The 26154-nt window shown below is 45.3% G+C and carries 19 protein-coding genes; 6 read left to right on the top strand and 13 right to left on the bottom strand.

Annotated elements, in window-relative coordinates; all coding sequences use genetic code 11:
• Positions 1-2 precede the first annotated feature (2 nt).
• From ABNE31_RS08720 to ABNE31_RS08660, 13 genes are all read right to left on the bottom strand, one after another.
• Entirely contained in the window at positions 3-944 is a 942-nt protein-coding gene (locus ABNE31_RS08720; protein ID WP_293287503.1) for a TerC family protein, read from the bottom strand.
• 335 nt (positions 945-1279) lie between these two features.
• A complete protein-coding gene (locus ABNE31_RS08715; RefSeq protein WP_293287500.1) occupies positions 1280-3127 on the bottom strand; it encodes a family 43 glycosylhydrolase in 1848 nt (615 codons plus the stop codon).
• A 1-nt stretch (position 3128) separates the two neighbouring features.
• Positions 3129-4811, bottom strand: a complete 1683-nt coding sequence (locus tag ABNE31_RS08710) for a sulfatase (RefSeq protein ID WP_293287497.1) — start codon at positions 4809-4811, stop codon at positions 3129-3131.
• Between the two features lie 11 nt (positions 4812-4822).
• A complete protein-coding gene (gene bglX, locus ABNE31_RS08705; protein WP_293287494.1) occupies positions 4823-7090 on the bottom strand; it encodes a beta-glucosidase BglX in 2268 nt (755 codons plus the stop codon).
• Positions 7091-7113: 23 nt separating this feature from the next.
• Entirely contained in the window at positions 7114-7920 is an 807-nt protein-coding gene (locus ABNE31_RS08700) for a prolyl oligopeptidase family serine peptidase (RefSeq protein WP_293287492.1), read from the bottom strand.
• A 1-nt stretch (position 7921) separates the two neighbouring features.
• Entirely contained in the window at positions 7922-9295 is a 1374-nt protein-coding gene (locus ABNE31_RS08695; RefSeq protein WP_293287490.1) for a glucoamylase family protein, read from the bottom strand.
• Positions 9288-10664: a glucoamylase family protein gene (locus tag ABNE31_RS08690; RefSeq protein WP_293287488.1), complete on the bottom strand. Its 1377-nt coding sequence runs from the start codon at positions 10662-10664 to the stop codon at positions 9288-9290. Before ABNE31_RS08690 ends, ABNE31_RS08695 begins: the two co-directional genes overlap by 8 nt.
• Before the next feature lie 36 nt (positions 10665-10700).
• The gene (locus ABNE31_RS08685; protein WP_349353040.1) at positions 10701-11759 is read right to left on the bottom strand and encodes a LamG domain-containing protein; all 1059 of its coding nucleotides are present in this window, start codon (positions 11757-11759) and stop codon (positions 10701-10703) included.
• Entirely contained in the window at positions 11678-13072 is a 1395-nt protein-coding gene (locus tag ABNE31_RS08680) for a LamG-like jellyroll fold domain-containing protein (RefSeq protein ID WP_349350931.1), read from the bottom strand. The genes ABNE31_RS08685 and ABNE31_RS08680 overlap by 82 nt, the downstream gene beginning before the upstream one ends.
• 23 nt (positions 13073-13095) lie before the next feature.
• Positions 13096-14643, bottom strand: coding sequence for a RagB/SusD family nutrient uptake outer membrane protein (locus tag ABNE31_RS08675; RefSeq protein WP_293287483.1), 1548 nt, complete (start codon positions 14641-14643; stop codon positions 13096-13098).
• A 14-nt stretch (positions 14644-14657) separates the two neighbouring features.
• Complete coding sequence (locus tag ABNE31_RS08670) at positions 14658-17696, bottom strand: TonB-dependent receptor (RefSeq protein WP_293287481.1); 3039 nt, start codon at positions 17694-17696, stop codon at positions 14658-14660.
• Between the two features lie 234 nt (positions 17697-17930).
• The gene (locus ABNE31_RS08665) at positions 17931-20687 is read right to left on the bottom strand and encodes a Two component regulator three Y domain-containing protein (protein WP_293287479.1); all 2757 of its coding nucleotides are present in this window, start codon (positions 20685-20687) and stop codon (positions 17931-17933) included.
• 170 nt (positions 20688-20857) lie between these two features.
• The gene (locus ABNE31_RS08660; protein ID WP_293287477.1) at positions 20858-21289 is read right to left on the bottom strand and encodes an Rrf2 family transcriptional regulator; all 432 of its coding nucleotides are present in this window, start codon (positions 21287-21289) and stop codon (positions 20858-20860) included.
• 116 nt (positions 21290-21405) lie between these two features.
• Between ABNE31_RS08660 and ABNE31_RS08655 the strand changes: the two genes are divergently transcribed.
• The 6 genes from ABNE31_RS08655 to ABNE31_RS08630 all read left to right on the top strand — a co-directional run bounded on the left by ABNE31_RS08655 (position 21406) and on the right by ABNE31_RS08630 (position 26130).
• Positions 21406-21915 (top strand): cytochrome c, encoded by a 510-nt coding sequence (locus ABNE31_RS08655; RefSeq protein WP_293287475.1) that lies wholly within the window; start codon positions 21406-21408, stop codon positions 21913-21915.
• A gap of 5 nt (positions 21916-21920) precedes the next feature.
• A complete protein-coding gene (locus ABNE31_RS08650; RefSeq protein WP_349350930.1) occupies positions 21921-22502 on the top strand; it encodes a fasciclin domain-containing protein in 582 nt (193 codons plus the stop codon).
• Positions 22503-22531: 29 nt separating this feature from the next.
• Positions 22532-24484, top strand: a complete 1953-nt coding sequence (nosZ, locus tag ABNE31_RS08645; RefSeq protein ID WP_293287472.1) for a Sec-dependent nitrous-oxide reductase — start codon at positions 22532-22534, stop codon at positions 24482-24484.
• A gap of 124 nt (positions 24485-24608) precedes the next feature.
• Complete coding sequence (locus ABNE31_RS08640; RefSeq protein WP_293287470.1) at positions 24609-25232, top strand: hypothetical protein; 624 nt, start codon at positions 24609-24611, stop codon at positions 25230-25232.
• A complete protein-coding gene (locus ABNE31_RS08635; protein WP_293287468.1) occupies positions 25229-25663 on the top strand; it encodes a nitrous oxide reductase accessory protein NosL in 435 nt (144 codons plus the stop codon). Before ABNE31_RS08640 ends, ABNE31_RS08635 begins: the two co-directional genes overlap by 4 nt.
• A gap of 11 nt (positions 25664-25674) precedes the next feature.
• Positions 25675-26130 carry a pyridoxamine 5'-phosphate oxidase family protein gene (locus ABNE31_RS08630; protein ID WP_293287466.1) on the top strand — a complete coding sequence of 152 codons (456 nt, stop codon included), beginning with the start codon at positions 25675-25677 and terminating at the stop codon, positions 26128-26130.
• The last annotated feature ends 24 nt before the right edge of the window (positions 26131-26154 follow it).

The following is a 26154-nucleotide window of genomic DNA, read 5'->3' as shown; positions in this document are numbered from 1 at the left end:
CATCAAACCGTCTTTTTTTCCTCTTTTTTTGATGCAAGAATACCGGTCAGCAACGCGACGGTAATAAAGCTCAACGAAAACCACTCAGGGAAGGTATAATGGTGTGCCAGGATCAGCTTAACCCCTACAAAACTTAAGATGGCCACCAAACTATATTTGAGATAGTAGAACCTATCGATCATATGGGCCAAAAAGAAGTACATCGACCTAAGACCCAAAATGGCAAATATATTGGAGCTGAAGACCAAAAAGGGATCAGAAGTGATTGCCAAAATAGCCGGGACGCTGTCCAAAGCAAACAGGATATCGGTAAACTCGATCACCACCAAGGCAATAAACAGCGGCGTAGCTGCGGTTATATGTCTTAGTTTGATGAAAAACTTCTGTCCTTGCATCTGCGAAGTGATGGGCATTATTTTTCGTAGGTTTCGATAAACAAACGACTGCTTCGGGTTGAACGGTTCCTCTTTGGAAAACAACATACGAAGTGCGGTAAAAATCAGAAAAGCCCCGAAAATATAGGTGGTAAAGCTAAATTTCTTAATAAGGGCTACTCCGAAGAAAATCATCAACGCTCGAAAGATGATGGCCCCCAAAATACCCCAAAACAAAACCCTATGCTGATATTTTTGGGGGATTTGAAACGATGTGAAAATAACCGCAATGACAAAGATGTTGTCGATACTGAGGGATAATTCAATAAGGTAGCCTGTTATATATTTTAAGCTAGCGTCCATTGGGGTCAGCCCATCAACATTGTCCACCTTTCCTGTTCCATAGAGCCAGTAAATGACCCCGGTGAACAAAAGCGATAACGTCACCCAAACAGCGGTCCAAAAGGAGGCTTCCTTAACACTGATAACGTGAGCCTTCTTATTAAATACACCAAGATCTAGGGCTAAAAAAACAAGGATTCCCAAAAGGAACAGAATCCATACAATCATACATTCGAAGATTTAGGATGCAAAATTAAACATTGGAATTGTTGCGGGCGTAACCCGCAGGTTAAATTTTAAATTTTTCAAAATACTAAGATTTTGACCAAAACCACGTTAATAAAAATCCAAATCTACGGGTAAATATCAAATGACGTATATCAGTTTTGTTTCATGGTCCAAACAGTATCAGTAAAAGCTGGCATTGTTATCTATTCATTGTGCAGAAGCTTATGCTAAATCGGTGTCTCAAATGACTTAGAACTCTTATTTTCAGATAGCCTCGGAATTCTCCAAGATTAGTGGAAAGCCACCCCTCCAATCCATTATTGCTGGACGATTGTTTATTCCACAAAGATTATTTCACTCTTTTCGGAAATACCGTTCTCATTGAATGCTTCCACCTGCATGTAATACGATTGGTCCGTATTTAGGGCGCGGAGTTCGTAATTGGGATGGTCATACATCAGGGCGGAAAGGTTCAATTTGTCTTTGGAAATGCCCCAGTATATGACGTAACCTTGGGCACTATCATCCTTATCCCATGTCAGGTATGCATCTCTTCTGTCCTTTTGCCGGACGACTTTGAAGTTGGCAGGTCGCTTCGGTTTTGCACCATAGCCGTTACCGAAGACCCTGAGTTCGGAAATCGATAGGTATTTATTGGTACAGTACACATGGTTGTACTGAATGTAACGTGCATCTACGGGCGTTTCCAGTTCAATGTACCCATGGGGCATATCCCTGGTATTCTTGGCATAATTGGCCAAGGTTTTCCATTGGGACCCATCCAATGAATATTCCAGTACAAATTGTTGCCTTAAGCTATCCAGACGCCCAAAGATTTCGCTATTGAAGTCTTGAAAATTGATTTGAACGGCCTTTACGTTCATCTTTTTTTCCAAATCCATTTCAATATGGATGGAATCATTGTTTGCTTCCGATACCCAGTAGGACCGTATTTCCTCATCATTTATTCGATCTATGCCAAAACCCTTGATCTGTTCCTGCATATAACCCTGCTCACTTTCGTCCACTACATTGATATCCCTATCCACCAAACCAGAGTTGGTGCTAACGGGCTTTTTGTAGGACAACAACATCCAGCCCGTAAAACGTTCCTTGTGATTTTCCACTTCGGTATCGGGCAAAAAATGAGGGTAGTCACCATAGGCGGTATTGACGTACATTTGACCGTTATCACTTTCAAATCCTGCAGGATACATCCCCAAACGGCGCTCAAACTTGTAATTTACGGAAATGGCCATCGTTGCAAAGTGCCAGTAGTTTCCATGATTGTCCTTAACAGTGCTTCCATGGCCCGATCCTTTTAAAAAACCTCCGGGCTTATAGGATATGGGATTGTAAGGTGCATACTCAAATGGTCCGAAGGGATTTTTACTGGTTCTTACACCATCTGCATATACGTTCCACTGTGTTCCAGGAGCCCCATACTCCAGATAGTAGGTATCACCGTGCTTTATCATCCAAGGTCCTTCCAAATAAGGTTTAAAATCCGATTTATGATCTTGTCCAAATCGTTCCCAACCATGCTTTTCGGGCTCTAATTGAAAAAGATCCTTCTCATCACCTTTAGGTACATAATAATTTTCCGGGTCCAGCTCCACGACCCGGATGGGCCATGTATTGGAAGACTCTTCGTAGAGATATACCCGTCCATCATCATCCACGAACAAATCAGGATCTTGGATTCCTCCTGGTGGATTGATTACCGCATAATTGGTTTTCCAATCCCCAAGTTCTGGATTGTCGGTTTCGAGTATGGGACCACGGCCCGAAGGGTCACCGTACAGGATAACCTTATCCCCTTTAACGGCAGCTGCAGGGGCATTGGACCCTTTAAAATACCAACGTTGTGGCTTGATGAACTTCCAATTGCTCATATCGTCGGAAGCCCAATACCCGTGTGAGCGTGTTACGAACATATAGTAACGGCCTTTGAAATTGATTACCGCTGGGTCGGCCCCTGACCGATAAGACACATTGTTGTTCGCCCTGTAATGTGACATATAGGAATAGTCGATATCAATGGGATTGCAATAGGTCTTAAAACCATTGGGTGAATTTGACTGAACCGTAGCCTCCCTTTCTTCAGATTCCCTTTGGATGGGGTCGCCCTTGCAGGATAGCAGCATAACTGCAGCCACCAATGCTATGGATATTCCTTTCATATTATAGCTTTATGTCCTCATTTTTGATAGGGTCATAGGCAGTACCTGTATGGCCCCTTAACTTCTCAAATTGTCCGTAGGCCCTTTGGACCTGTTCTTTTGGAGCTTGTTCAAACTCCTGCTCCGTAACTTGATATTGTTGCTGTAATTGTATCAACTGCTCCCTCAGCTGCGCTTCAACGGCATCATATTGGGGATTATCGATTTGATTGTGAATTTCTTTGGGGTCTTCCTCCAGATCATATAATTCCCATGTATCGATATCATCATAGAAATGCATCAGCTTATAACGATCCGTTCTGATGCCATAATGCTTTTTCACCATATGAAATGCCGGGTAATCATAGTAATGGTAGTAAATGGCATTTCTGAAATCAGAACCGAGCATTGTATCCTCCAGCAAGGGTCGTAAGGATTGTCCCTGCATATCCTCCGGTATCTCGACTCCAGCATAATCCAAAAAAGTCTCGGCAAAATCCAAGTTTTGGGTGAGTGCTTCTATTTGGCTGCCCGCCTTTATATGGCCAGGATATCTCACCATCAGTGGCATCGCCAGGGACTCTTCGTACATGTAGCGTTTATCGAACCATCCCTTTTCTCCCAAATAAAACCCTTGGTCCGTAGTGTAGATAACGATGGTGTTTTCGAACAGACCGTTTTCATCCAAATAGTCCAGCACCCGGCCCACTCCTTCATCCACCGAAACAATGGTGGATAAATATTCCTGTAAATAGCGTTGTCCCTTCCATTCCGCCAGGGCCCTTCCAGATAAATTGGCGTCATGAAAGGCATCATTTTTGGCTTGATACGCACTGTCCCAAGCCGCTCTTTGTTCCTCGGTCATCCGTTCAAAGTCAGTTTTCCAGGGATTCCATGCCAATGCTGGACTCCCTTTTTTAGCGGTCATCTTCAAATCATGGCCCTCGTACATATCCTTGTAAATCGTCTGCAATTGGTCTTTTGATGCAAGCGAGCCTTCGTGATGGGTAAAGTAAGTTTCCGGTAAGGAAAATTGGACCGAATCAAATCGATTTACATGGCGCAGCGCCGGCATCCAATTGCGGTGTGGCGCTTTATGTTGCAACATGAGCAAAAAAGGCTGACCGGAATCCTTGACCGATTTAAGGTAGTCCAACCCCTTTTCGGTGATAATATCGGTGGCATACCCCTCGATACGAGTGGTATCCGCCACGTTGCTCTGCTGGTTGACAGTAATAAAATCAGGATTGTAATAGTTACCCTGATCGGTCAAAATATTCCAATGATCAAAGCCTTGGGGCAATCCGTGCAAGTGCCATTTTCCAATGACAGCTGTCCGATATCCTGCCTTTTGAAGAAGTTTGGGAAAGGTTTGTTGATCACCATTAAAACGGTTCCCGTTCATCCTAAATCCATTGACATGGCTGAACTTTCCCGTCAATACCACTGCCCTACTGGGGCCGCATATGGAATTGGTGCAAAAATTATTCCTGAACAGGGCCCCTTCCTTTGCAATCCTGTCGATATTTGGTGTGGGGGCCAATTTGCCCACCGGATGCCCATATGCGCTAATGGCCTGCTCGGCATGGTCGTCCGACATGATAAAAATGATGTTGGGCGGTCCAGCTACTTTTTCTTCAGGCCTTTCCTGTTGTTTACAGGAAACCATGATAAGCAATCCGAAAAGGGTCAGTCCAATACGCATAGGTGATTTTTTTATTGTAATGTAAATGTTTCCGAAAGTTGTGTGTCCGAATTACCCCCAACAAAGACTTCAAAATCCCCGGGTTCCGTAACAAATTCGAGTCGGCTGTTGTAAAATTTCAGGTCATTGGGGGATAATGTAATGCTAACTTCCTTGCGCTCCCCTTTTTTGAGGATGACTTTTTGAAATCCCTTCAACTCCCGTTTGGGGGGCGTAATGCTTCGTACCACATCCCTTACGTACAATTGTACCACTTCTTCCCCATCGTAATCTCCGGTGTTGGATACGGTAACGGTAACGGTTATCGACTCTCCTCGATTGATTTTCTTTTTGCTCAAGCTAAGATTGGAATACTCAAAAGTGGTGTAGCTCAGCCCATAGCCAAAGGGCAACAAAGGGGTATTGGGAGCATCAAGGTAATTGGACCTGAATTTTTGAAACTCTCCGCTTTCCGGAGCGGGCCTACCCGTATTCTTGGCACTATGATAAATTGGAATCTGTCCTACGTTCATGGGCCAGGTCGCGGTTAACCTTCCTGATGGGTTGTACTCCCCAAAAACAACATCGGCAATGGCATTTCCTGCTTCCACTCCAGGGTGCCATACCTGTAAAATGGACACGGGCATTGCAAATTCTTCAGAAATGGTAAGCGGTCTACCACTCATCAAAACTAAAACAACAGGTTTTCCTGTGGCAACCAACGCCCTAATGAGTTTCTTTTGACTCTCGGGAATCGATATATCGGTTCTGTTGGAAGATTCACCGCTCATTTCGGTGGCCTCTCCCACAACGGCGACCACAACATCCGATGATTTTGCCAAATCGACGGCTTCTTGAAGCATGGTTTCGGGCGATCGCTCATCGATAACAATTCGTTCTCCTAGGGCATTTACGTTTTTGGCAAAATCGGTGTCATCGGAAATATTGGCTCCTTTGGCATGATCGATATGTGCCTGGGTGGCCACATTTTGGAATCCCTCTAAAATGGTAACGGCCAAATTGAAGTCGCCAGTCGGGGCCCATGTTCCCAACATATTTTCCCTACTATCGGCCAAGGGACCGATCAGGGCGATTTTTCCTTTCTTTTCCAAGGGAAGGAGGTCGTTATGATTTTTGAGCAATACAAAGGAACGAGTCGCCAATTTGCGCGCCAGTGCCCTATGCTCTTGGGTCAGGATATCCTTTTTAGGTCGACTGGAATCCAAATATCGATAAGGGTCATCAAAGAGTCCAGAACTATATTTGGCTTCAAGCACCCTTCTACATGCGTTGGTGATGTCCGTTTCGGTCACCTTTCCTTCATTTAGGGATTTCTTCAAAGTGGTCAGAAAGCCTTCGCCCACCATGTCCATGTCCAGACCTGCTTTTAAGGCCAAGGCCGAAACCGCTTGAAGGTCACCCATGCCATGTTGTGTCATCTCGTTCAGTGAGGTATAATCGGAAACCACAAAACCATCAAATCCCCATTGATCGCGAAGCAAATCGGTCAACAACCATGCATTGCCCGTGGCGGGAACACCATCCACATCATTAAAAGAGGTCATTACGCTGGCCGCTCCGGCATCAATGGCCGCTTTATAAGGTGGAAGGTATTGATTGAACATCTTGATTTTGCCCATATCCACCGAGTTGTAATCGCGTCCTGCCTCTACAGCACCGTAAAGGGCAAAATGCTTTACGCAGGCCAACATGGTATGGGTAGCAGCCAAATTTTCACCTTGATATCCCTTTACCATGGCTTCCGCCACTTTGGAACCAAGATAAGGGTCTTCGCCAGCTCCCTCGGCTACGCGCCCCCAGCGTGGATCACGGGCAATATCGACCATAGGTGAAAAATTCCAATTGATCCCATCTGCTGTGGCTTCCTTTGCGGCCATCTGGGCTGCCTGGCGGACCAAATCCATATCCCAACTGGACGACAGGCCCAAAGGAATGGGATACGTTGTCCTATAACCATGGATCACATCCGAACCGAACAACAGCGGAATACCCAAACGACTTTCCTTTACGGCAATTTCTTGGGCCTTTCTTACCCTGTTGGGACCAGCAACCCCAAATAAGCCCCCTACCTGTCCGGCCTTAATTTTTTCACCCACGTTCTGGCTTACCACTTCACCAGTGGCGACACCCCCACCAGGCGTCAACAGATTCAATTGACCAATTTTTTCATCGATGGTCATTTTTTGCAATAATTGTTCTACTTCAGGAATCCGTTTTTGGGCTTGGACCGATGAGAGTATAAGCCCCATAAGGGCCAATAGTAGTTGTTTAGGGTACATGGCTAGGTTAATTTTGATATGTTCTATTTGTTCTGTGTTGCCGTCGTTGTGGTTTTCCGGTTGGAGAACAACCAAGGCAACAAATCGGGTTCGGCAAATGCGGGGTCCCAGCTATTGTGGTTCGCAAAATCGTACAAGGTGAACCGGGGGTGTGCCCCCGAATTGAGTAATGCGGATACCATTTCCATGGATTGCAGGGGGTTCACCACATTGTCTTGGGCCCCATGAAACACCCATAAAGGAATTGTTTGGGCATACATTGAAACCGACTCCGGGTCACCTCCTCCACAGATGGGCACCGCTGCGGCAAATGTATTCGGTTTTCTGCTCAATAGTTCAAAAGTCCCCATCCCTCCCATGGAGAGTCCCATAAGATAGACTTGCTCTTGGTTGGTATATGGTTCCGAAATGGTGGCATCGAGCAAATCCATTACCATTTCCAAGGGTTTTGTTGGTCCCTCACCATATTTAAAGTCCAAATGGATGGGATAGGAACTTCTATCGACATCTACATGGGCCCAATAACTATCTGTGGGGCATTGTGGAAATATGATGATTGCAGGATAACGCTCCTGTAAATAATCCGTAGCGAACAATCTGGCGCCATGGGTCAATTGTCTTTCATTGTCGTTTCCGCGCTCCCCTGCGCCGTGCAGAAACAACACCACAGGATAGTTCCCATCCTCCTTAAATTCCTTGGGGTACATGATGCGATATCGTAAGGTATCGTTTCCATCAATGTGCATTTTGGCTTCATATTTCGATTGCCATTGTGCAGCGACCAAATTACAAGCCAGCAGTACTGTTAAAAATGATAATTGTCTTGTCATATCAAAATCCGAGTTTGGTCAAACCAGCTTGAATATCTTCGTTATCCATAAACAGGTTCCAAAGCAAACCGGTCCGATAGTTTTCAATCATGATGATCTGTGGACCTTGATCTATGGCCAAATAGGCTTCTGCTACCCAATCGTACTCGGGACTAAAGGCGTCATAAAAACCGGCAGGTCCCAACAAATCATCCCTATTCCTATAAAAATAGTGCATAGCGGCCAAAGATTCTTCTGGTGCATATGGAATGGAACTGATGGCTGCCGTGGGTGATATGACCCCCGTATCGTTACTGGGGCTATGGGCATTATACCCTAAACTTCCATCGCTGTTTCGAGAGTAACTGGCGGTCAACCCCCAACAATCTTCTCCATAGTCCTGATAGAAATCGGGGTTGGCAATGCAGTATTCGTAATTGATCATGGTATGGTTCACGTTCACTTCCCAATAATCCACATAATCATCGGAAAGGTTTCGGGGATCTAGTCCCAAATAGGAGTAGTGGGCCCAGAACAAGGGCCCGCCAAGCTGTTCGGAGCCATTATGACGCACCAATAGTGGATATCCGTATTGCGTATTGGAAGAACGAATACCTCCACCGGAGGCCCAACCATTGGAATATACCTCTTTTTCAATGCCAAATTCGGGCGATGCCGCTGCCATTACATAGGCAATAAGCACCTCGTTATACCCTTTCAACGGTAAATTGATATCAAACCCATGGTTTGGGCTCCAATGCCAATACAGCACGTTTTGGTTTTGGGTATACCAATCCCATTCCACTCCTTTCCATAGGTCATCGGCCTGTTGAGCCAAGATTTGTTCCGCTTCCGAGCCATTCTTGAAGTATTCTTTTATGCAAATAAGCCCTTGTGCCAAAAAAGCGGTTTCCACCAAATCCCCACCATCGTCCAAATCGCTAAACGGTATTGCGGCCCCTGTAGATCCGTTGATCCAATGGGACCAAGCCCCATGAAAACGATCTGCATTCTCCAAAAAGTCCAACAAGGTATTTAAACGTTCCAATCCTTCGGACCTGGAAATAAATCCCCTTTCTATCCCTACCAAGATGGCCATCAAGCCAAATCCAGTGCCTCCTGCGGTGACCACTTGGGAATCCCTACCGGGTTCGTTTGGATGATAACGTTCCTTAGCTCCTCCCGAATTGGTCTCGGCGTAATCCCAAAAATAACGAAAGGTGGTTTCTTGGGTCAGGTCCAATAGTTCCTCATCGGAAATGGTAGGTTCCACCGTATCATCAGAACCGTTGCCGGGCAGTTCGGGTTCCTTTGGAACGTAGGTATAATCATCACCTCCACCACAGGACAACATCCAAGTGGCGGCAAATAAAATGGATGCGACTTTTTTAATCATTGGCAGGTTCCATAGAAGGGTTTTCAAAACCCAGTTTTCGTAAACCTTGCTGTACTTCCTCATTGGACATGAACAGTTTCCAGAACAATCCAGTTCGGTAATTTTCCACCATCACGGGAATAGGTCCCTGGTCAATGGCCAAGTATCTGGGCAGGTACCAATCTTTATCCAAGCTAAAGGCATCGTAAGGGCCGTACTTGCCGATCAAACTATCCTGTTCATTGTACAAGAATCGCAGAAACTGTTTGCTCTCCTCTGGGGTGTAGGGCATGGAAGACAGTGCTGCGGTCGGGGAAATCACCCCTAAATCCAATCCTGGGCGGTGTCCTGCATATCCTTTTGTTGAATAACTGGAAGTCAAACCCCAGCAATTTTCTCCATATCCCTTAAACTCTTTTGGGTTGTCCACAGCATATTTGTAATGGATCAACGCATGGTTTTGATTCAATTTCCAATAATCCCCAAATTGGTCCCTTAATCCTTTGGGATTTAAGCCTAGATAAGAATAATGTGCCCAAAATAACGGTCCCACCGGGGCATCACTGTGCTGGTAATGGTTCATTTCGGTTTCCAGCCCATAATAAATGGTATCCTTGCTGATATTGCCATCAACTCCCCAACCTTTTTCGTAAACTGATTTTTCAATGGAATGGGTGGGAGATGCAGCTGCCAAAATGTACATGATCAGAGCCTCATTGTAACCACCTACGGGGAAGTCCATTTTCCATTCGTATTCTGGGCTCCAATGCCAATACAGTACATCTTCGCCATTTTTGGTGTACCAATCCCATTCCACACCTTCCCAAAGTGTTTGAATCTTGTCTGCCAATTGTTGTTCCCGTTCACTGCCATTTTTAAAATAGGCCTGTACGGTCAATAAGCCTTGGACCAAAAAGGCGGTCTCCACCAAGTCTCCCCCATTGTCCATTTTACTGAAAGGGGTCACCTTGCCCGATGGCAATAACCAATGTGGCCAAGCTCCATGAAAGCGATCCGCTTTTTCCAAAAAGTCAACAATACGTTCATATCGCTCCAATGCTTGTTCCCGAGTAATAAAACCACGTTCCACGCCTACCAAAATGGCCATGAGTCCGAAACCGGAGCCTCCAGTGGTTATGATATCCTTATCGTGATTGGGATAGATGCCGTCCAAGTGGATTCGTTCCCGGGCAAGACCCGATGTAGGTTCTGCCCCATCCCAAAAATAATTGAAGGTCTGATATTGCAGGGAATCCAAGAGGGCTTCGTCGGCCATGGCCAAACTGTCCCTCTTTTGTTCCTGTGATTTGTTGTTCTCTTTCTTTGTTTTTTGGCCATTGCACCCTACGAATAAGGTGACAACGGCCAATGGAATTAAAATTAACCTCATAAACTAAACTAACTCAACTAATTGGTGACTGGCACATTAATTATTTATAATTTCTTGAATCTCCTCTTGGGTCAACACCCTATCGAAAAGGTATAGCTCATCGATATAGCTTAGGTCGGAAAGATGGTTCCAACCACTAAAGTTGGGTGCTCCTGAGCCTATGGATAGAATGGAACAATTTTCCCAGCTGATGGTCTTTCCGTCCATATCACCTGTATTGACCACAGGTTCTCCATTGAGGTAAATGAGTGTTTGCGTTTCCGTAACGGTAAAGGCTACATGCACCCATTCATCCAAGGTTGCATCGATAAGGTCTCCATCGTTCCAAACGTCCCCTGCATCCGTGCCCACGTGCAATTTGATACGCTGTTCGTCGGCGTTGCCTTCCCTGAAAAGCCTAAAGCCTGCGGAAAGGTCGTTGTCGGTGCCGATCATTGGAGGAGCCACGGTTAGGATCCCTGCCCTGTCTGGGTCGGCATTGACCTTGTACCAAAAGGCCCCACTAAACTGATTTGCAAACAATCCATCAATTGGAAAAGTCAAATAGGCATCTGTTGCGCCCGCATAGGCATCGCTACCAACGGCAGATTCTCCGGCGAAACCGGGTGTTCCGACCACGGTAGCCGCTGCTCCTGAATTGTCATCCACATTGGAACCATCAAAAGGCATATAGAGCGTAGATCCAAAATTCTGTGGTGCTACCTCTCCTCCGAAAACCTCAGCTACTTCTTCTGGAGAAAGCGATTTGCTGTAAAATCTAAGGTCATCTATGATACTGTTATCTGATTCATGTCCCCAATAATCAAAGGTTGGTCCACCTGCACCTATGGTGAAGGTATCACAGCCAGTCCAATCGATAGGTGCCGACATGGCCGAGGATAGCATCTCCACTCCATTAAAATAGATGACACATTCACTGTTTGATATGGTAAAGGCAATATGCACCCATTCACCAGCAGTTACATCGATTACTCCGCCATCGTTCCAGCTTTCTCCCGCTCCTGTTCCTACATTCAGCTTGATGCGCTGCTCATCGGCATTTCCTTCACGGAAAAGTCGGAAGCCTTGGAAACGGTCTGCGGCATCATCACCAATGGTAATGATTCCGGCCCTATCGGGGTTGGCATCGACCATAACCAGAATGATCCACTAAACTCCGTAGTCATTAATCCTTCTGCCGGATAGTTGATATAGGAATCGGTAGCTCCCAAATAAGCCTGATCACCAACTTGACTTTCATCGGTAAAGCTTGGCGAACCTACTTGGGTGGCTGCCTTACTTCCGACCAAATCAATGTAGTCCCCATCAAATGGCATGTAGAACGACTCCCCATCATATTGAGGCATGTAAGGGTTGGCCGCATTCATCATAATCTGTACATCGCTTTGCGACAGGGCTTTGTTGAAAATACGAAGTTCGTCCATTTGACTGGCGTCATAGCCATGGTTCCAATAGTCGAAAGTTGGCCCTCCGGAACCAATATGCAATTCCTCGCAACCTGTCCAATCGATAGGTGCCTGAAGGTCGGCGCTCAACATTTCAACCCCATTGAAATAGATGGTACTCTGTGTTTGGGATATGGAAACTGCAACGTGCACCCATTGGCCAGCAGTCACATCAATAACTCCTCCATCATTCCAGCTTTCTGCAGCACCGGTTCCCACATTCAATTTGATCCGTTGTTCATCGGCATTTCCTTCCCGGAAGAGACGAAATCCCTGGTTTCTATCGTCGGCATTGTCGCCAACGACCAATATTCCAGCCCTATCCGGCGTTGGATTTACCTTGTACCAGAAACCGGCACTGAACTCTGTGCTCTTAAGTCCTTCCATAGGAAAAGTCAGGTAGGAATCCTGTGCGCCCTGAAAAGCATCGGCTCCCAAGAAGGCATCTCCAGCAAAACCTGGATTGCCCACTTCCCCGGCTTCCTCGAAACTAATGAAGTCCATATAATCTGCATTGAACGGCATGTACAGCACCTCACCATCGAACTGGGCACTATAAGGCGCCAGTTTGGCAAAGTTTACTTCCTTTGTTGTGGTCTTTCCTTCGGCATCGGTAGCAGAGACCGATACGGTGTGGTCCCCATTGCCCAATCCATCATAAGTAACTTCCTCCAGTACGATGCGGTAGTCTTTAAAGGTGTTGAAAGCCGCTATTTGCGAACCATCCATCGCAACGGTCACATTGACCACTTCGATATCATCGGTAACTTCAAAGGTGATGTCTATGGATGTCTCCTCTTCAAAGGGCATGAGCTCCACTCCTTCGGTCGGATAAGTAATGGTTACCTGCGGAGCGGTTTCATCCACTCCTGCATCCACTGCCGTTATGGGGTCGATTCCTTCGTTACAGGAAACCACCAGAAGCCCCAAAAGCATCATTATGGATTTTACTGTATTTTTCATCTTGTGTTGTTTATTTAGTTAGTTTAATCGTTGCCAGTGCTACCTCCCAAAGATGGAAGGGCATCCAACTGGGCCTGTGGGTATGGCAATAATTCTTTATCGGCCGTAAATGATCGGCCATCGTAACTGAGCTCCCCGTAATTGTCCAGACGGATCATATCGTAGTAACGGATTCCCCATTCCATACCTAGTTCGGCAAACTTTTCGTCCATGACATCGCTAGAGGATACACCGGACAATGATGGCATTCCCGCTCTGTTTCGGACCATATTCACTGCTTGGTCCGCTGTCATACCGGAACCGGTCGCTCCCCTTGTCAAGGCTTCGGCGTACATCAGCAATATTTCGGCATAGCGGATTACGATCATGTTTTTACCGCCACCATAATCGTTTCTTTGATCGGTAAGCTGCACTGATGGAAGGTAGTGTTTACCACTGGCAAACAGTGCCCTGGCATAGTCATTGATCACATCACCATCCCTTGTGGTATTGCTCACAAAAGATGGGAGTGTCGAATAGTTGGGGTCGGTCTGCAATTCGGCTATCCCGCGATCGGTCCAAAGAACACTTGTCTCCAAACGAACGGCTTCGTTTCTATCCAACATAAATTTGATAAACTTCATGCTGGGCTCATAAAAGCCCCATCCCCCTGAAGCATTTTCCCTGGCCGGGGTCCATCCCTGTGGACCAAAGGGTGCATAGAGGTGATAAAACACATCCCCTGTACTGGAACCGTAATCGGAAAACTGTAGCTCGAACAAGCTCTCATCGCTTAACTCTCCCGGTTTTTTGAACAGGTTATAAAAATCTGGGTACAACGAAAACTTATTGGAATTGATGATCGCCGCACAGGCATCGGCCATCCCCTGATAATTCTCCATTTCCATTTGGGCCATGGCTTTTAGGGCGTATGCCGTGTAGCGGGTCACCCCTCCTGGTATGTCGGTTCGTTCGTTGGGTCTCAAATTCGGTAACAATGGAATGGCTTCGTCCATTTGGTCCGAGATGTATTGCATTATCTCTTCCTTGGTAGCCGGTCCATTGGCGATTTCGGCATCTGGTTGTGTGGATTCTATGATGAACACATCGCTCCAAACCCTTGCCAGGTTAAAGTGCAGCCAAGCGCGCATTACCTTTATTTCGGCAATGTATTGGTCGGCGGTTTCCTTTCCGCTCTCATCGGCAAAATCCTTAAAGTTCTCTATCAGCTCAATTTCGGTGTTCAGCTGAACAATGTCGCCATAGTGCACGTTCCAAAGGGAATTGTACATCCAATATCCTTGCGCATAAACGTAATTGTCGGTATCGGCAAAGGGTTGCTGGTCCCCGAGTCCTCCGGCGTTCACATCGTCACCACGAACGGAGAGCAGCAAGGGCTCCTCCCATCCCCTAGTGGCGATCACATAGTAAGACCCGATCAAGGCTTGCACCATATCTTCGGTTGCCGAATAATCCAGGTCGTCGGCATTAAGCTGACCTTCCCTGTCTTCAAACTTGTCAGAACATGATTGGATGGTAAGCATCGCAATCAGTATGAATACTGTTCGATATAAAAGGTTACTGTTTTTCATCTCAATTTTCTTTTTTATAGTTTAACATTAACACCAACGGTGTAAATTGCCGGTACAGGGTAAGTTTGTCTGTCGACCCCGTCTGAAACTTCTGGATTAAACCCATTGTAGCTGAAAATGGTCAATGGCCTCTCAGCGGTCAATGTGAATTTAAAGTCGGGCATGTTACCCTTTAGTTTATCGCCGCGAAGCGTGTATGCCAATTGTATGTTCTGTATTCTGAAGAAGTCACCGTCCTCTACCCAAAAGTTGCTCAACCTTTGGTTCCAACTGTCCCTTAGTCCTGCGGAAGAAGGATAACTATTGGTGGAGCCTTCCCCGTTCCAACGGTTTTTGGCCAGGTCGGCATCCATGTTGGTATCGTTTGTAAAAATGACCTCTCCTCTTTTTCTGTTCAGGATTTTGTTCCCTGACTGTCCGTAGAAATTCATGGAGAATCCGAAGTCCTTATAATTAAGTCCAATATTACCTCCATAGGTGAATTTTGGAAGGAAAGAACCCAATACGGTCCTATCCTGATCGGTAATGGCGCCATCACCATCCCTGTCCTTAAATATAAAGTACCCGGGCTGAATGTCCTGTCCTTCCGCAATTGCATTCTGCGCAACTGGGTCGGCATCAATTTGGGCCTGGTTTTGATAGACTCCTACGGTTTCGTACCCATAGAAAGCATATAAGGGCTCCCCTTCGATGGTTCGTTGTCTAAACTCGGCCGAACCAGAATCGATATAGCCGCTTTCATCCTCAATTTGTATAGCTTCGTTCTTAACCGTGGTGAAGTTGGCACCCACGGTGTAGGTGAAATCCGGAGCAATCTGATCACTCCAGTTGAGGGCCACCTCAACCCCAGAGTTACGGATAACGCCCGAATTCCTTGATACCGTCTGATTGGCAATCGGAATATAGACGGGCATAATGGCATCCTCCGTATCACGGATATAGTAATCGGCTTCAACGGATAATCGGTTGTTCAAGATGTTCATATTGAAACCGAAATCCAATTCTTCCACTACTTCCCAAGTCAGGTCTGTAAAAGTACTGGTAGCGGTAACCCCCGTGTTGGGCGTATCGCCAAGGTCAACCGTTTGATTGGAAATGGTATTGGCCCCTGAGCTTGCAGGAACATTGTCGTTCCCTAAACGGCCCCAAGCGGCTCTTACCTTTAAAAAGTCAAAGAAACCAACATTTTCCATGAACGGCTCCTGTGAAATCACCCAGCCTGCACCAACGGAAGGGAAATAGCCCCATTGCTCCTTTGTGAATTTGGACGAGCGATCTGCCCTAAAGGTTCCGTATAGAAGGTAACGGTTTTTAAAGTTATAGGAAACCCTTCCAAAATAGGATTGTCCGTAGATTCTTTGGTTGTTTTCTCCGACGTTATTGTTGAAGGACAACGGATCGGCAAAATCCAGATACCAAGATGTTTCATAATTGATTCCGGCAATATCAGTACCTGTGGCCTGGAACCTATTGGCCGCCTCATCCCTGAAGGATGTACCGGCCAGAACGGTTACATTGTGGTCTTCGGCATAGGTATCGGTATAAGTCAAAAGGTTGTCCCAAATCTGATTGAAGAAATTGTTTTGCCTTCTATTGATAGACGATATACGTTGATCACCAAAGCCCATATTGTAGGGGAGGTTTACATAGCGCTCCTCAAGGGCGGAAAAATCGACATTATAAGCGGTCTTAAAGGTAAGTTTATCCTTGATCAAGTCGGTTTCCAAATAGATATTGGCCAAGAGCTTACGGATTTTCAACCTGTTGTCGTTGTAATCCATATCGGGGAAAGGGTTTTGCGTTCCCCTGTAGCCCAGGGCCTGTGCATTGGCGTAGCGGGTCGGCGTTGCCTCGGTATTCAGGTCATCAAAAATGGGAAGAATCGGAACGGCAAAATATGCCTTGAACCATGCAGAGTTTTCTGGAGTCTGCTGTGTGGCATTACTAAAAACGGTATTGACACCCATTCTAAGGTTGTCCATAATATCCACGTCCAGTTTGGAACGTATGTTGAACCTTTCGTATTCATTTTTCATATCCAAAAGACCTTCTTGGGAGAAGTAGTTGGTTCCCAAGGAGTAGGATACGTTCTCCGTGCCACCGGTAACGCTTATACTGTGGTTCTGTATCAATCCATCGCGAATGATCTCATCGTACCAATCTGTGTTCACATCGGGAACATTGGGATTGACCCTGCTCCTACCAAAGCGCTGCATGGCATTTAGGATAAACTGTACATCTGCCTGTGATCCAGATTCCACGGCCATGGTTACAAATTGTTCGGCGTTGGCCATTTGCAAAACGTTCTGTGCCCGTTGAACCCCGGTATATCCATTGTACTCGATACTTGGCTTCCTGTTTTTTCCGCCCGACTTGGTTTCAATAATGATTACACCGTTGGCAGCCCTCACTCCATAAATAGCTGAAGATGAAGCATCCTTTAGGACGTTCATCGATTTGATATCATTTGGGTTCAAAAAATCAATATTGCTATAGAACATACCATCTACTACATATAATAGGCTGGTAGCATCGGAATAGGTACCCAATCCACGAATTCTTACCGTAGGAGAGGCACCTGGCGAGCCGGGCGTAACTATTTGCACACCTGCCACCTTACCTTGCAGTGACTGCACGGGGTTGGCAGAAGGTGTTTTTTCGATCTCCTCGGCATCCACTGTCGCAATGGAACCCGTTAAATCGGCTTTCTTTTGTGTTCCATACCCTACAACGACCACCTCGTCCAAGCTCTGGGTGTCTTCCTGCAGCGTGACATCAATAGTGGTTCTATTGGTAATGGGTATGTTTTGAGTGGTAAATCCAACGTAACTGAAGACCAAAGTTCCGTTACTTGGAACATTCTCCAAACGATAGTTTCCATCAAAGTCCGTTTGGATTCCTGTAGTAGTGCCTTGAAGCACCACGCTTGCCCCTGGCAACGGTTGACCCTGACTGTCCAGAACCGTACCCGAAATCGTTATATTGTTTTGTGCCAAGAGAAGGCCTTGAAACAACAAAAACGACATTAGCAATAGTTTGCTTTTAATTTTCATAATTGTGCAAAAATTGAGTTAGATTTTTACTAAATTAACAAAGCGTTAAAGGTTTAGGGAGATATGGGCATACATAAAAAATACATCATTTAAAGAATCGCTGGAAAGCCTTATTTCACGACGTTTGCAGTAGTTCCATGCAGCATTGATGTAAAAAGAATTAACATTGTGATGTAGTGTTGATGTAGTACGAAAATTGACTAAAACGGCACTAAAAAGAGAAGTATCGAGCCCCTAAAAAGTGATAAGGAAATTGGAAAGGTTTTCCGAACTGTCCATATCCAGTTTTTTCCGCAAGCGATAGCGATGTATTTCAACACCCCTTATGGTAATTCCCATTAATGGTGCAATCTCCTTTGTGGTCAGGTTCATCTTCAGGTAGGCGCATAGTTTAAGATCTTTTGGAGTCAAGGAAGGATAGGATTTGAGCAATCTTTCGAAAAAATCCTGATGTAGCTCCTTAAAATTAACCTCGAAACGTTTCCAATCTTCCTTATCCTCAATGGAACTATTAAGCTGCTTGATAAAAGATCGGTACCGCTGGGAATTCGGAAACTTATCCTTGTTCATCACCAACATGTTCTTTAATTCCAACATCATCTCGTTTTTTCGGGCGATGTTCAAGGTGGTGCTGGCCAGCTCGTTCTTTTTCAGTTTGATTTCCTTGGCGAGTTCCTCCTTTTCCAGCTTGGCCATACGCTCTTTTTGCTCCCTGACCATCCGCTCTTCCAATTCACGACGCTTCCTGTCCAATTTTCTCCTATTGTAACCTCTAACGATGAACACGGTCAATAGCCCCAATGCTGCATAGAGAAAAAGGCTCCACCATGAAAAGTACCAAGGTGGGGCAATTTCGAAGCGCAATGTATTGAACTCGGAGACGGAATTGTCCATGCCCGCGGTCGCAACCCGAAGAGTATATTCTCCGAAAGGCAGGTTTTGAAAATTGATGGCACCACTTTCAGTATATTCCGAATATTCCTTTGGCCCTTCCAATTCATAGTAAAAATGAGGTGAGATATACTCTGGGGATACCACTTCAACGGTAATTGCCTGTGAATCCTTGAACGGAATCTCAACGAGACCATCAACAACCGAGTGTTTGGTCTTTTGATCAAGCAATACCTCAAAATAAGGAACCGGAAGGTTTTGAAGATTGGAAAAACTCTTGAATCCGGGATCGGTGACCTTGGCAAAACCGTCCGTTAAAGTGATATATGAAATACTGTCATTGATCTTCACCACATTTTGGGAATCTGGAGCCAATCGCTCGCGCAACGGAAGGTCCGTTATCATCAGGCTATCAGCTTTGAGATTGGTGTAAATGATGGCTTTTTGTTCATCATCATCCACAAACCAATAATAGGAATCATCGAAAAAGAGCAATTCCTTTTCCCGATAGTTTCTGAATTCGTCAAAGGCTTCCATCCTATCGGTAATGGGATTGTACGTATACCATTGCCCCTCACTGTTAAGTACGATATGGTTTTTAATGTTGTAGAGTTTTACATTGTACTCACTGGGTGCATCTTGGTGCATAAACTCCTGAAGCTCATCCAAGCGGTCATACTCGGTACTAGCGAAATGTGCCCTGTAAAAACCTTTGTACGGATGGGCCACCCAAAGAATGTTGGGAGTTTCAAAACACAGTTGTTTTATTGGAGCATCATATCCTTGAATTTTGGTCACGTTCCACCTACCGTTGCCCATTTTTTGAAATCTTGCCAGGCCATTGTAGGTTCCTTGGACATATGTGGCATTTTGGTCGGGGACCTTGATCAATTGGTATCCTCCAGAAATGTCGCTGATCTTTTCAAAACTATTTTCCGTCACCTTGTAGGTACCCGTATTATGCCCACAGAGCAAATCGCCCTCCACCACCTCCAAATCCCAAACATGGCCTTGGGAACCCTTAACAAACTGGAGTTGGTTTCCATCAAAATAAAACACTCCCGTATTGCTTCCCAAAAACAACTTTTCGTTGAACCAGGCAATATCGTAGACCATACCCAAGGTTCCTGTATAATCCGTGTAATAGGATATCGGATTGTTAAGCCTCACACGTGCGATACCATTGTCCAATCCCAACCATAACTGTTCATTAAAGACCATGGAAGACAATACCGTATTGTTTTGCAGACCTGACTCGCGATTGAGGATGCGATACGTGCGTTTGTTGGAATCGTAGAGGTACATCCCATTTTTAATGGTCCCAAATCCCAAAAATCCATCGTCCAAAAGGGTAATCTTGTTTAATTGGTGTTGTTTGAGCTCATCGTTTATGGGAGCAGACCAAGGTTTTAGTGTATTTCCATCATACAGGAAACAACCATGCAATTTAGTTCCGATCAAGAGCTGGTCATTGAAAATGGTCATGTCGTTCACGGTCTTGCCTGCCAGAAGCTCTTGATTGGGTAAGGCAATTTGATGTCCTTCCTTTATTTCATAAAGTCCGATTGTCCCCGCCGCGACGATGAGCCTATTGTCGAATTCAATAAAATCCGACACCACAAATGGAGGCTCCACCACGGTTATGGCCTCGTTTGAATAGGCATAGATGGAAGAAAACGAACGGAACATCACCTTACCATCCTTCGATGGAAAAATTTCCCAAAACTCCTCGCTGGTAAAGGTGTGGCCCTTGATCAAATGGGTCAGCGAGGTATACCCATAATCTCCAAACTCATTCTTGGTCCAGTATCCAAATTCTTCGTAGGAACCCGTGTACACCTTATCACCTATGCACTCCACGGAGCGAATGATGGTATTGTTGGGAAGTTTATTGAGGGACCATTCCTCACCGTTGTAATGCAAAAGACCTTTGTTGTTTGCCACAAAGAGTTCTCCATTGGTGTTGACAGAAACATCCCAATTTTTACTGCCCCCATTGTAGTCCAATAATCGGAAGTTTTGGATAGGCGGCAATAATTGCTGTCCGTTAGCCGAAAAACAGATGAGGCACAATGCGATGGATAAGAGCCTAAATAGCATGATGCAAGGTTTGTTCAATAAAGGTTTTTGAATCTGTTCATCCAAAAAACCGACTTCAAAGTATATATTTTAGAATAACATTTCGATGGCAGACTTTGGTCGTACATTGAAATCGATTGCAAGATTCCACACAAAAATACGGGAAGTCGATGGTTTTTACATCACTTTGACTAAGATGGAAAAAATTCTTCCACATCGCGCTTTCCTTCAATTAGGTCGAGAATGGTGGTCTGCTCCAACACCTTGATGAAGTTGGAAGTTGCGTCCCCCACATGTTTGTGGAGTACGCATGGATTGTCCACATCACAGCTTCGACTGCCCATAACACAGGAATGTACCCTTTTCTCGCCATCAATAACGCGAACGATATCCATCAAGGTACCCTTTCGGTCTTCCTCACTGAGATAAAAACCTCCCTTGGGGCCTCGCATGGAAGAAATAACCCCTTTCTTGGAAAGCTCCTGTAGTAATTTGGCCAAATAAGCTTCGGGAACATGAACGGCATCAAAAATATCCCTCACCATGATCTTATGGTCCTCATCGGAGTTCAGCGCCAGATATAGCACTCCTTTTATGGCATATTTTGATGAGTTGGAAAGCATTGTTTTAAATCGAAATCAAAGATTAAAAGATATTTTTATCCTTTTTATGACTTAAATCATGTTATAGGTGTTTTGACCACTATACTTTTGAACCATAATTCATAATCATTTATGCCATGAAAGCAACCATAAAAGGAATAACACTTCTACTCGCCCTCATCATGATGGCATGTGGAGGAAAAAAAGAATCAAAAAAGGATGAGGGTTTTAGCGTGGAACGCAAAAAGGCTCCCACGGAACAGCCCGCCCAGACCTCAACCGATGTGGTAAAAGCTTCCGAAAGGGTCGACCTGTCCACCAAAGGTGTAGGGCCCGTTAAATCGGTTGACCTAGACCCGGAAATCGACCAAGCCATGGCGGCAGAGGGCAAAAAAGTGTATGACCAAATGTGCTTGGCCTGCCATAGGATCGGAAAAAAATTCATCGGTCCACCGCCCAATGGCATTTTGGAAAGAAGGACCCCGGAATGGGTAATGAACATGATTTTGAATCCACAAGAAATGGTTCAAAAAGACCCTTTGGCCAATGATCTTTTAAAGGAATTCAATGGATCGCCCATGTCCAACCAAGGACTTACCGAAGATCAGGCAAGAGCAATCCTCGAATACTTTAGAACTTTAAAATAGACTTTATGAAATCAACCTTAAAACTTAGCATGCTTGGATTATTAGCCCTGTCCGTAATCCTCGGAAGCTGCAAAAATGAATCTCAAGAGAAAAAAGAGGTAACGAATCCAACCCAGGACGAAGCTGTTCTGGAAAGCAACAAGGGACAGGCCTTTATTGAAGATGAGGCATCTACGCCGAATATACTTCAAATTGCCTTGAAGTCATCCGATCACAGTACGCTCGTGGCCGCAGTACAGGCCGCCGAACTGGAAAATGCATTGGTGAATGCTGGACCATTGATGGTTTTTGCCCCTACCAATGCTGCATTTGATGCGCTCCCCCCTGGGACAGTGGAAGACCTCCTAAAACCGGAAAACAAAGATGCTTTGGCCAATATCCTGAAGTATCACGTGACCCCCGGGAACTACTCAAAAGACTTTTTGAAGAATTTCAAAAAGCTGGGCCAGGCCAATAATCAAAATGTAGCGGTCGAAGTCAAGGACAATGAAGTCTATGTCGGTGGCGCAAAGATTATTGCGAGTGTTTCCGCCGGTAACGGAATTGTACATGTGGTGGACAAGGTCATCTTGCCTCCTAGCCAATAATAAATCAAAAACAAGTAAAACTAGATACAATGAAAATCAAAAACCCTTTTATATTGACCTTGGGTGCGGCACTGATGCTGGCGTCTTGTGGTCAACAGAATCAAAGTTCCAATGGGGCGCTCTCTTCGAGTGCTGCCGAAAAAGTATATGTAGCTCCTGGTGAGCAGGACGAATACTATGCCTTTTTATCAGGAGGATATAGTGGGAACCTTACCGTGTATGGATTGCCTTCTGGACGAATGTTCAAGGAAATTCCTGTTTTTTCCCAATTCCCAACATCCGGATACGGATATTCAGAAGAAACCAAACCTATGCTCAACACCTCTCATGGTTTTGTGCCATGGGATGATGCCCACCACCCTGACATTTCCCAGACCAATGGGGAATTGGACGGTCGATGGATCTTTATTAACGGTAACAACACCCCAAGGATAGCACGTATCAATCTGAGCACTTTTGAAACTGAGGAAATCATCGAAGTACCCAATAGTGCGGGTAACCACAGTTCTTCCTTTATTACGGAAAATACAGAGTATGTGGTGGCCGGAACGCGTTTTTCTGTGCCCATTCCGCAACGGGATATGCCCATTAATGAGTACAAGAGCAATTTTAAAGGGTCTTTGTCCTTTATCAGTGTAGACCCAGAGCATGGTCACATGGACCTCAAATTCCAATTATTGATGCCCGGTTTCAACTACGACCTCTCCCACCCTGGTAGGGGAAAATCCCATGGTTGGTTCTTTTTCACTACCTACAATACCGAGGAAGCGCACACCCTACAAGAGGTGAACGCCTCCCAAAACGACAAGGATTTTATTGCTGCGGTCAACTGGAAGAAAATCGAGGAATACGTGAACAATGGCGGTGGCACCAAAATGCCCGCCAATTATGCACACAACTTGTATGACGAAGGCAGTCACACGGCCACAACGACCATGAAAAAAGAAGTCTTGACCGTGGATCCCCTAAAAGTGCCCGGAGCAGTGTACTTTTTGCCCACACCTAAGTCGCCACACGGTTGTGATGTGGACCCAAGTGGCCAGTATATTATCGGAAACGGGAAACTCTCCGCAGACTTGACTGTACACTCCTTTGATAAGATGATTGCGGCCATTGAAGGCGAAAAATTTGATGGTGAGGCCTATGGTATTCCCATCCTGAGTTTTGAAGATGTTTTGGCAGGACAGGTAAAGAGTGGTGGCCTTGGGCCATTGCATACCGAGTTTGATGGCAAGGGAAATGCGTACACCACGTTCTTCATCTCTTCGGAGGTCGTGAAATGGAAATTGGGAACCTGGGAAGTGATCGACAGAAAGCCCACCTACTACTCCGTGGGTCACTTGATGATTCCCGGTGGTAACTCCAGAAAGCCATTCGGCAAATACGTAGTGGCCATGAACAAGATCACCAAAGACCGATATCTGCCCACTGGCCCAGAAATGGAGCACTCGGCACAGATTTACGATATCTCCGGGGATAAAATGGAATTGATCTATGATTTTCCAACTCATGGGGAGCCCCATTATGCCGCTGGGATACCGGCCGACATTTTAGCCCCAAAATCAAAGAAAATCTATCGATTGGATGAAAACGAACACCCTTACGCCGTAAAATCACCCGTAGATGCCAAAGTGGTGCGGGATGGCAACGAGGTGCATATCTACATGTCCACTATCCGAAGTCACTTTACTCCGGATAACATTGAAGGGATCAAAGTAGGCGATAAGGTGTATTTCCATATCACCAACCACGAACAGGATTTTGATGTACCCCATGGCTTTGCCATGATCGGCCAGAACACCTCCGAGTTGTTGATTATGCCCGGACAGACGAAAACCTCGGTCTGGGAACCCAAGCAGGTTGGCGTATGGCCCTTCTACTGTACGGATTTCTGTTCGGCATTGCACCAAGAGATGCAAGGATATGTTCGCGTATCCCCAGCCAACTCGAATGTAGAATTAAAATGGTCCCTAGGAGAATAATGTAGATTGAAGGACCATTGTACAAAGCGGGCCGCCAAAAGGTTCGGCCCGCTTTATTTTTCAAGACCAGCAACACCCACCCACCAAAAAGCCACATTCAGTTTACAACTTAATACAACTACACATGAAAAAGGCTAGTTTACTTATGATCATTGGCCCACTATTATTATTGGGATTGTACGTTTATCCACTTTGGAACATTGTATTGGGAGCTCCTCAGTATCCCGACCCTTTGGGCATGAACATCCACATCAATGGTCTTCAAGGCGTCAACGAATTTGATATTCAAAACATTGATGGCCTCAACCACTATATTGGAATGCATACACTCCCAAAAGCAGAGGAAATGTGGGAGTTCAGTGCCTTTCCCATCGTAATCGGTATTATGGTCACGTTAGGTGTATTGGTCGGTATTCTGGGGTACTTTAACAAAGTAAGTTACAAGTGGTTTGTTGGCTGGTTCCTATTGATGTCCGTCCTTGGGATATTGGGCATGTATGATTTCAACCTTTGGTTGATAGACTATGGTACCAACTTAGATCCCAATGCCATTATGAAGTTGACCAATCCCGATGGAACGCCCATGACCTATAAACCACCATTATTGGGCCATGTAAAAATGCTCAATTTTGATGTGACCTCTATGCCAGCCGCCGGAGGATGGCTTATGTTCGTAGGTATGATGCTTACCCTAATCGCTTCCTTTATGGGGTGGAAGAACTCTCAAAACCTAAAATCCATATCATGAAAAAACACCTAATACCATTTATTCTACTATTGGTCCTTTGCCTCAGTTGTTCCATTGGCCCAAAATCCATCGACTACGGCCATGTGGGATGCCACTTTTGCAGTATGACCATTGTGGACCAACAACATGCGGCCCAATTGGTCACCCAAAAAGGCAAGGTTTTTAATTTTGATGCCATTGAATGCATGCTGAATCAGCTCAAAAAGGAAGACCAATCCGAAATAGCGCTGTTCTTGGTGAACGACTATGAACAACCAGGAGAGTTGGTGGATGCCACCAAGGCCACGTATTTGATCAGTGAAAATGTACCTAGCCCCATGGGCGAATACCTCAGTGCCTTTGCCAATGAGCAGACAGCTATCAATATCAAAAACGAACAAGGCGGTACACTTTACACTTGGTCAGAAATCAAAAACCGGTTTAAACCGTAAACCAAAAAACCATGACAGATTTGAAACCCTTACAATGTGAACGTCTTTTGGCGGATAACTATGTGGGACGATTGGCCTACATTGCCAACAATCAACCCTATGTTGTGCCCTCTACCTATTATTTTGATCCGGAGGAAAAAAGCATTTTGTGTTTTGCCTCCAACGGACATAGGGTGGACTCCCTACGAAAGCACGACAAGGTATCCTTTCAAGTGGACAGAATCGAATCCTTCCGTCACTGGGAATCCGTGCAGGTACATGGCAATTTTCAAGAACTTACCGGAAACCGAGCCAAGCATTATTTACAACTTTTTGCGGAGGGCGTGCAGCGTACCATAGATCATAAAAATGCGGAACGACCCCATTTCTTGAGTCATTTTTCCGGAAGATTGCAGGAAGCGGAAATGCCGGTGGTATATCGGATTGCCGTCACTGAAATAATCGGAAAATCGGTAGAAGAATCCTAATCAGCAGCAATTCAGAATTGAAAA

This window comes from Flagellimonas sp. MMG031, from assembly GCF_040112705.1.
Lineage (GTDB): Bacteria > Bacteroidota > Bacteroidia > Flavobacteriales > Flavobacteriaceae > Flagellimonas.
This window is presented reverse-complemented; position numbering and strand designations above follow the sequence as displayed.

Bases quoted from the DNA above. Each gene is read 5' to 3' on its own strand.
- ABNE31_RS08720 (WP_293287503.1), bottom strand. From the start codon at position 944: ATGATTGTATGGATTCTGTTCCTTTTGGGAATCCTTGTTTTTTTAGCC.
- ABNE31_RS08715 (WP_293287500.1), bottom strand. From the start codon at position 3,127: ATGAAAGGAATATCCATAGCATTGGTGGCTGCAGTTATGCTGCTATCC.
- ABNE31_RS08710 (WP_293287497.1), bottom strand. From the start codon at position 4,811: ATGCGTATTGGACTGACCCTTTTCGGATTGCTTATCATGGTTTCCTGT.
- bglX (WP_293287494.1), bottom strand. From the start codon at position 7,090: ATGTACCCTAAACAACTACTATTGGCCCTTATGGGGCTTATACTCTCA.
- ABNE31_RS08700 (WP_293287492.1), bottom strand. From the start codon at position 7,920: ATGACAAGACAATTATCATTTTTAACAGTACTGCTGGCTTGTAATTTG.
- ABNE31_RS08695 (WP_293287490.1), bottom strand. From the start codon at position 9,295: ATGATTAAAAAAGTCGCATCCATTTTATTTGCCGCCACTTGGATGTTG.
- ABNE31_RS08690 (WP_293287488.1), bottom strand. From the start codon at position 10,664: ATGAGGTTAATTTTAATTCCATTGGCCGTTGTCACCTTATTCGTAGGG.
- ABNE31_RS08680 (WP_349350931.1), bottom strand. From the start codon at position 13,072: ATGAAAAATACAGTAAAATCCATAATGATGCTTTTGGGGCTTCTGGTG.
- ABNE31_RS08675 (WP_293287483.1), bottom strand. From the start codon at position 14,643: ATGAAAAACAGTAACCTTTTATATCGAACAGTATTCATACTGATTGCG.
- ABNE31_RS08670 (WP_293287481.1), bottom strand. From the start codon at position 17,696: ATGAAAATTAAAAGCAAACTATTGCTAATGTCGTTTTTGTTGTTTCAA.
- ABNE31_RS08665 (WP_293287479.1), bottom strand. From the start codon at position 20,687: ATGCTATTTAGGCTCTTATCCATCGCATTGTGCCTCATCTGTTTTTCG.
- ABNE31_RS08660 (WP_293287477.1), bottom strand. From the start codon at position 21,289: ATGCTTTCCAACTCATCAAAATATGCCATAAAAGGAGTGCTATATCTG.
- ABNE31_RS08655 (WP_293287475.1), top strand. From the start codon at position 21,406: ATGAAAGCAACCATAAAAGGAATAACACTTCTACTCGCCCTCATCATG.
- ABNE31_RS08650 (WP_349350930.1), top strand. From the start codon at position 21,921: ATGAAATCAACCTTAAAACTTAGCATGCTTGGATTATTAGCCCTGTCC.
- nosZ (WP_293287472.1), top strand. From the start codon at position 22,532: ATGAAAATCAAAAACCCTTTTATATTGACCTTGGGTGCGGCACTGATG.
- ABNE31_RS08640 (WP_293287470.1), top strand. From the start codon at position 24,609: ATGAAAAAGGCTAGTTTACTTATGATCATTGGCCCACTATTATTATTG.
- ABNE31_RS08635 (WP_293287468.1), top strand. From the start codon at position 25,229: ATGAAAAAACACCTAATACCATTTATTCTACTATTGGTCCTTTGCCTC.
- ABNE31_RS08630 (WP_293287466.1), top strand. From the start codon at position 25,675: ATGACAGATTTGAAACCCTTACAATGTGAACGTCTTTTGGCGGATAAC.